Source organism: Streptomyces sp. NPDC048337 (assembly GCF_043201175.1).
Taxonomy (GTDB): domain Bacteria; phylum Actinomycetota; class Actinomycetes; order Streptomycetales; family Streptomycetaceae; genus Streptomyces.
The window spans coordinates 35875-42050 of the sequence record NZ_JBICYR010000035.1 but is presented as its reverse complement, the minus strand read 5'-3'; the positions used below and the strand labels follow the sequence as shown (position 1 = coordinate 42050).

Below are 6176 nucleotides of genomic sequence, written 5' to 3'. Positions count from 1 at the left end.
CCCGGCCCCGGGCGGGCGCGGCGGGGGGGGGGGGGGGCCCCCCCGGGCGGCGCCGGGGGGGGGGGGGGGGGGGGGGGGGGGCCGGGGCCGGGGGTGGGGTGTCGTCCGGGACGGGCTTCGATGTTCGGCGCCTGTTCCGGGTCGGCTTTGTCGGGCGGTGGCTCGCGCCGAATTCATCTCGTTTTGGTCCCGGCCGACACCCCACCCCGTCCCCGACCCCGACCGGGTGCATCGAGCCCCGGGTCAGGCCACCGGGACCGGGAGGGTGGCGGCCTCGATGAGGGAGGACATGACGCGGGTGTCCTTGTCGCGTTCGGGGTGCCACTGGACGCCCAGGACCCAGCGGGTCGGGTCTTCGATGGCCTCCACCGTGCCGTCGAGCGCGTGGGCCGAGGCGATCAGGCCGCGGCCCAGGCGGTCGACGGCCTGGTGGTGGTAGGTCGGTACGTCCGCTTCCTCGGGGACGAGGGAGGCGTAGCGCGTGCCGGGGACCGGGCGGACCGGGTGCCAGGAGGTGGCGCCGGGGGTGTCGACGTGGCCGTCGATGTGCTGGATCAGCGTGCCGCCGAGGGCCACGTTCAGCGCCTGCATGCCCCGGCAGATGCCCAGCAGCGGGAGGGAGGAGTCGAGGGCTGCCGCGATCAGGGCCAGTTCCCAGTGGTCGCGGATCGTGGCCGGGGCGCCCGTGCGGGGGTCGCGGGCGGCGCCGTAGTGGACCGGGTCCACGTCCGGGCCGCCCGCGATGACCAGGCCGTCCACCCGGCTCAACACCTCGGCCGCCGCCCCGGGTTCGTCCGGCGGCAGCAGCACGGCCGCACCGCCCGCCGCCTGGACGAGTTCGTAGTACCCGGTGGGCACGAGGGACGTGGGCACGTCCCACACCCCGTAGCGGGTGGATTCCTCCACGTAGGTGCTGATGCCGATGAGCGGCCTGGGCACGTTCTTACCTCCGATGAGGGGTGAGGGGTGAGGGGTGAGGTGGTGACAGCGTTTCAGTCGCGGGTCAGTTCCGCCTCGGCTTCCGCCAGAGCCGCGAACTCCTCCTCGGGGGCCGAGGCCACGAGGTGGTGCCGACTGTAGATCGCGAAGTAGGCGAGGGCGACGGCGTACACGGCCAGTGCGATGAATGCCGCGTCCTTGTCCACCAGGAAGGTGGCGACCAGGGCCGACAGGGCGAGTACGAAGGCCACCGAGGAGGTCAGGATTCCGCCGGGCGTGCGGTACGGACGCTCCAGGCCCGGCTCCCGGCGCCGCAGCACGATGTGGGAGAGGGCCATCAGGGCGTAGGAGATGGTCGCGCCGAAGACCGCGATGTTGAGCATGCGGGCGCCGTTGCCGGTGGCCGCCGCGAGGGCGAAACCGATCGCGCCGGGGATGACCAGGCCCAGGTACGGGGCCTTGCGCTTGGAGGTGAGCGAGAGGAAGCGCGGGAGGTAGCCGGCCCGCGAGAGGGCGAAGAGCTGGCGCGAGCCCGCGTAGATGAGGGAGAAGAAGGAGGCCACGAGGCCGGCCAGGCCCGCGTAGTTCACGAAGCGGCTCAGTGCGGTCGGGCCGTCGTCCCCTTCCAGGGCCACGACCAGGGGGTTGCCGGCCGCCTTGACGGCGTCGGCGCCCTGGGCGCCGGTCGCTGCGAAGAAGGTGATCAGTGCCAGGAGGGCGAGGATGCCCATGGAGATGGCCAGGGCCTTCGGCATGGAGCGGACGGGGTCCTTGGCTTCCTCCGCCGCCAGCGGTACGCCTTCCACGCCGAGGAAGAACCACATGCCGAAGGGGAACGCGGCCCAGATGCCCAGGACGCCCAGCGGCAGCCAGGAGTTCGAGCCGAAGGCGGTCGTGTCGACCGGGATGTCGTCGAGGCTGCCGGCGTCGAAGTCGGTCAGGGCGCCCACCGCGAAGATCAGCAGCGCGGCCACGGCGATGGCGGTCACGATGAGGCTGAAGCGCAGGGCCTCGCCGACGCCCCAGAGGTGGACGCCGATGAAGACGACGAAGCAGCCGAGGTAGACGGGCCAGCTGGAGGTGAGGCCGAAGAGGCCGAGGGACTCGACGTAGTCGCCGATGAAGATGACGATCGCCGCCGGGGCCAGGATGTACTCGATCAGGATGGCGGTGCCGGTGAGGAAGCCGCCCCAGGGGCCGAGCGCGCGGCGGGCGAAGCCGTAACCGCCGCCCGCGGTCGGGAGGATGGTGGACAGCTCGGCCAGGGAGAAGACCAGGCAGGCGTACATGGCGCCCATCAGGACGGTGGCGATGGCGAGGCCGCCGAAGCCGCCCTTGTCGAGGCCGACGTTCCAGCCGGAGAAGTCGCCGGAGACGACGTACGCGACACCCAGACCGGTGAGCAGCAGCCAGCCGGCGCTGCCGCGGCGCAGGGTGCGGCGTTCCAGGTAGTCGCCCTTGGTGGACTTGGTGGGTGCGGGCACGGCTTTGAGCCGTGCCTCGATGTCGTCGGCCATCGTGCGCTCCTGCCTCGGGGCAATGGTTGTGGGGCGTACCTTTGCCGCAGTGGAGTGGAGTGCGCAAGACCCCCGCGTTAAACAGGCGTTACGAAAACCTCCCCAGACCTCCCCGCTGCGCTCAGGCCAGAAACCCCCTCAGCAGCGCCGCCGTGCCGCAGCAGTGCTCGCGCATGGTCTCCCGCGCCCCGGCCGCGTCCCCCTCCAGGACGGACTCCACCAGCGCGGTGTGCTGCTGCTGCGAGTGTTCGAGGTTGCGCACGAGCAGCGGGATGCAGTCGAGCAGGTCGTTGACCGTGGCCCGGACGGCCGCGTACTGGGCCGTCAGGCTGGCGGACCCGGCCAGTTCGCACAGGGTCAGGTGGAAGAGGGTGTCCTGGCGGCGGTAGTCGGCGAGCGGTGCGTCGTGGGTGGCGGCGAGCGCCGCGAGCAGCCGGTCGGCGCCCTCGTCGGTCAGCCCCTGGGAGGCGCACAGTCCGGCCGCCCCCACCTCGAGGACCTCGCGGAACCGCAGCACGTCCTCGATGTCCACCCCCGCGACCCGCCGGCGCAGCTCCTGCTCGGAGCCGCCCGCCGGGGTGTCGGGCCGGGGCAGCACAAACGTTCCGCCGTACCGCCCGCGCCGGGCCTCCACCAGCCCCTGGTCCTGGAGCACCTTCAGCACCTCGCGGAGGGTGACCCGGCTGATCCCCATCCGCTCGGCCAACTCGCGCTCGGGCGGAAGCCGTTCGCCACCCGGCACCAGGCCCAGCCGGACCACCTGGAGGATCTGCTCCAGTGCCTCCTCGAAACCGTTGCCCGCCCGCACCTGCCGCAGCACGGGATTCAGCCGCGCGATCGCGTCGCCCTCGCTCGCCGTGTCGGTCATCTCGGCTCCTCCCCTTCCCAAGCAATGGTTCTGTTCAATACCTTAGGCCTCCTCGGCTCACCGAAGGAGAGATTCCCGTGGTAGACCGCAAGCCGCCGCTCGCGCCCGAGGAGCTCCGCTCCCTCGTCGCCAGCGGTGAGATCGACACAGTCGTCCTGGCCTTCCCCGACATGCAGGGGCGGCTCCAGGGCAAGCGGTTCGCCGCACAGTTCTTCCTGGACGAGGTCCTCGCGCACGGCACCGAGGGCTGCAACTACCTCCTCGCCGTCGACACCGACATGAACACCGTCGACGGATACGAGATGTCCTCCTGGGACCGGGGCTACGGCGACTTCGCCATGCACCCCGACCCGGCCACCCTGCGCCGCATCCCCTGGAACCCCGGCAGCGCCTTCCTCCTCGCCGACCTCGCCTGGAACGACGGCTCGCCCGTCGTCGCCGCGCCCCGGCAGATCCTGCGCCGCCAGCTGGAGCGCCTCGCCGAGCACGGGTACACCGCGATGGTCGGCACCGAGCTGGAGTTCATGGTCTTCCAGGACACCTACGAGCAGGCCTGGAACTCCCACTACCGCGGCCTGACCCCCGCCAACCAGTACAACATCGACTACTCCATCCTCGGGACCGGCCGCATCGAGCCCCTGCTGCGCCGCATCCGCAACGAGATGCAGGCCGCGGGCCTGACCGTCGAATCGGCGAAGGGGGAGTGCAACCTCGGCCAGCACGAGATCGCCTTCCGCTACGACGAGGCGCTGACCACCTGCGACCAGCACGCCGTCTACAAGACGGGGGCGAAGGAGATCGCCGCCCAGGAGGGTGTCTCGCTCACCTTCATGGCCAAGTACGACGAGCGCGAGGGCAACTCCTGCCACATCCACCTCTCGCTCACCGACGCCGACGGACGCAACGCGATGGCCGGCGACGGGCCAGGCGGAATGTCACCGGTGATGCGGCACTTCCTGGCGGGTCAGCTGGCCGCGCTGCGCGACTTCTCCCTTCTCTACGCCCCCAACATCAACTCGTACAAGCGTTTCCGGCCGGGATCCTTCGCCCCGACCGCCGTCGCCTGGGGCGTGGACAACCGGACCTGTGCGCTCCGAGTGGTCGGCCACGGCCGCTCCATGCGCTTCGAGAACCGCCTCCCCGGCGGAGACGTCAACCCCCACCTCGCCGTCGCCGGCCTGGTCGCGGCCGGTCTCTACGGCATCGAGAACCGCCTGGAGTTGCCCGAGGCCTGCGCCGGCAACGCCTACACCGGCGACTACGCGCACGTCCCCGCCACCCTGCGGGAGGCCGCCGAGCTCTGGGAGAACAGCGAGATCGCCAAGGCCGCCTTCGGCCCCGAAGTGGTCGCCCACTACCGCAACATGGCCCGCGTCGAGCTGGACGCGTACGACTCCGCGGTGACCGACTGGGAGCTGCGCCGCTCCTTCGAACGCCTGTAACCCCCTGATCCGACCGAACCGACCGAACGTCTGTGAGGCACCACGTGTCCGATGTGCTGGAAGTGTTGAATCCGGCCACCGAGGAACTCGTCGCCATCGTCCCGGCCGCCACACGGGACGATGTCGACGCCGCCGTCGCCCGGGCCGCCGCGGCCCAGCGCGCCTGGGCGGCGGCCGCCCCCGCCGACCGGGCCCGGCTGCTGCGCCGCTTCGCCGCGGTCGTCGACGGCCACATCGAGGAACTGGCCCAGCTGGAGGTCCGCGAGGCCGGCCACACCATCGGCAACGCCCGCTGGGAAGCCGGCAACGTCCGCGACCTGCTCGAATTCGCCGCCGGGGGAGTGGAACGGCTCTCCGGCCGGCAGATCCCCGTCGCCGGCGGCATCGACGTCACCTTCCTCGAACCCCTCGGCGTCATCGGCGTGATCGCCCCCTGGAACTTCCCCATGCCGATCGCCGCCTGGGGCCTGGCCCCCGCCCTGGCCGCCGGCAACGCCGTCCTCCTCAAGCCCGCCGAGACCACCCCCCTCACCGCGCTGCGCCTCGCCGAACTCGCCCTCGAAGCCGGGATCCCCGAGCACCTCTTCCAGGTGCTCCCCGGCCGCGGGGACGTCGCCGGCGACGCCCTCGTCGAGCACCCCGGCGTCGCCAAGGTCGTCTTCACCGGCTCCACGCGCGTCGGCAAGCAGATCATGGCCAAGTGCGCCGACCGGGTGAAGCGCGTCACCCTCGAACTCGGCGGCAAGAGCCCCAACATCGTCTTCGCGGACGCGGACCTGGAGGCCGCCGCAGCTGCCGCCCCGATGGCCTTCCTCGACAACACCGGCCAGGACTGCTGCGCCCGCACCCGGATCCTCGTCCAGCGCTCCGCCTACGACCGGTTCCTCTCCCTCCTCGCCCCCGGCATCGAGGGCGTCGTCGTCGGCGACCCCACCGACGAGAAGACCCAGATGGGCCCGCTGATCTCGCGCACACAGCTGGAGCGCGTACGGTCCTACGTCACCGACGACCTCACCGCGATCCGCGGCACCGCCCCCGAAGGCCCCGGCTTCTGGTACCCGCCGACCCTCGTCACGGACGTCGCCCCCACGGCGCCCGTCGCCGCCGACGAGGTCTTCGGCCCGGTCGCCGTCGTCCTGCCCTTCGAGGACGAGGAGGACGCCGTACGCCTGGCCAACGCCACCGAATACGGCCTCTCCGGCTCCCTGTGGACCCGCGACATCGGCCGCGCCCTGCGCGTCTCGCGCGCCGTCGCCGCGGGCAACCTCTCCGTCAACTCCCACAGCAGCGTCCGCTACTGGACCCCCTTCGGCGGCTACAAGCAGTCCGGACTCGGCCGCGAGCTCGGACCCGACGCCCTGACCGCATTCACCGAGACCAAGAACGTCTTCATCAGCACGGAGGCCTGAA

Annotated in this window: 5 protein-coding genes; 2 read left to right on the top strand and 3 right to left on the bottom strand. The window is 71.7% G+C overall.

The features are described from left to right. Window positions 1-243: 243 nt before the first annotated feature. The 3 genes from ACGFYU_RS35085 to ACGFYU_RS35075 all read right to left on the bottom strand — a co-directional run bounded on the left by ACGFYU_RS35085 (window position 244) and on the right by ACGFYU_RS35075 (window position 3324). Window positions 244-939, bottom strand: coding sequence for a gamma-glutamyl-gamma-aminobutyrate hydrolase family protein (locus tag ACGFYU_RS35085; RefSeq protein ID WP_393831354.1), 696 nt, complete (start codon window positions 937-939; stop codon window positions 244-246). A gap of 53 nt (window positions 940-992) precedes the next feature. Continuing rightward, window positions 993-2456: an ethanolamine permease gene (eat, locus tag ACGFYU_RS35080; RefSeq protein WP_393831353.1), complete on the bottom strand. Its 1464-nt coding sequence runs from the start codon at window positions 2454-2456 to the stop codon at window positions 993-995. A gap of 121 nt (window positions 2457-2577) precedes the next feature. Then, window positions 2578-3324 carry a FadR/GntR family transcriptional regulator gene (locus tag ACGFYU_RS35075; protein ID WP_393831352.1) on the bottom strand — a complete coding sequence of 249 codons (747 nt, stop codon included), beginning with the start codon at window positions 3322-3324 and terminating at the stop codon, window positions 2578-2580. Window positions 3325-3401: 77 nt separating this feature from the next. Between ACGFYU_RS35075 and ACGFYU_RS35070 the strand changes: the two genes are divergently transcribed. Both ACGFYU_RS35070 and ACGFYU_RS35065 read left to right on the top strand, forming a co-directional pair. Beyond that, window positions 3402-4766, top strand: a complete 1365-nt coding sequence (locus ACGFYU_RS35070; protein ID WP_393831351.1) for a glutamine synthetase family protein — start codon at window positions 3402-3404, stop codon at window positions 4764-4766. Between the two features lie 44 nt (window positions 4767-4810). Continuing rightward, entirely contained in the window at window positions 4811-6175 is a 1365-nt protein-coding gene (locus ACGFYU_RS35065) for an aldehyde dehydrogenase family protein (RefSeq protein WP_393831350.1), read from the top strand. The last annotated feature ends 1 nt before the right edge of the window (window position 6176 follow it).

Bases quoted from the DNA above. Each gene is read 5' to 3' on its own strand.
- eat (WP_393831353.1), bottom strand. From the start codon at position 2,456: ATGGCCGACGACATCGAGGCACGGCTCAAAGCCGTGCCCGCACCCACC.
- ACGFYU_RS35075 (WP_393831352.1), bottom strand. From the start codon at position 3,324: ATGACCGACACGGCGAGCGAGGGCGACGCGATCGCGCGGCTGAATCCC.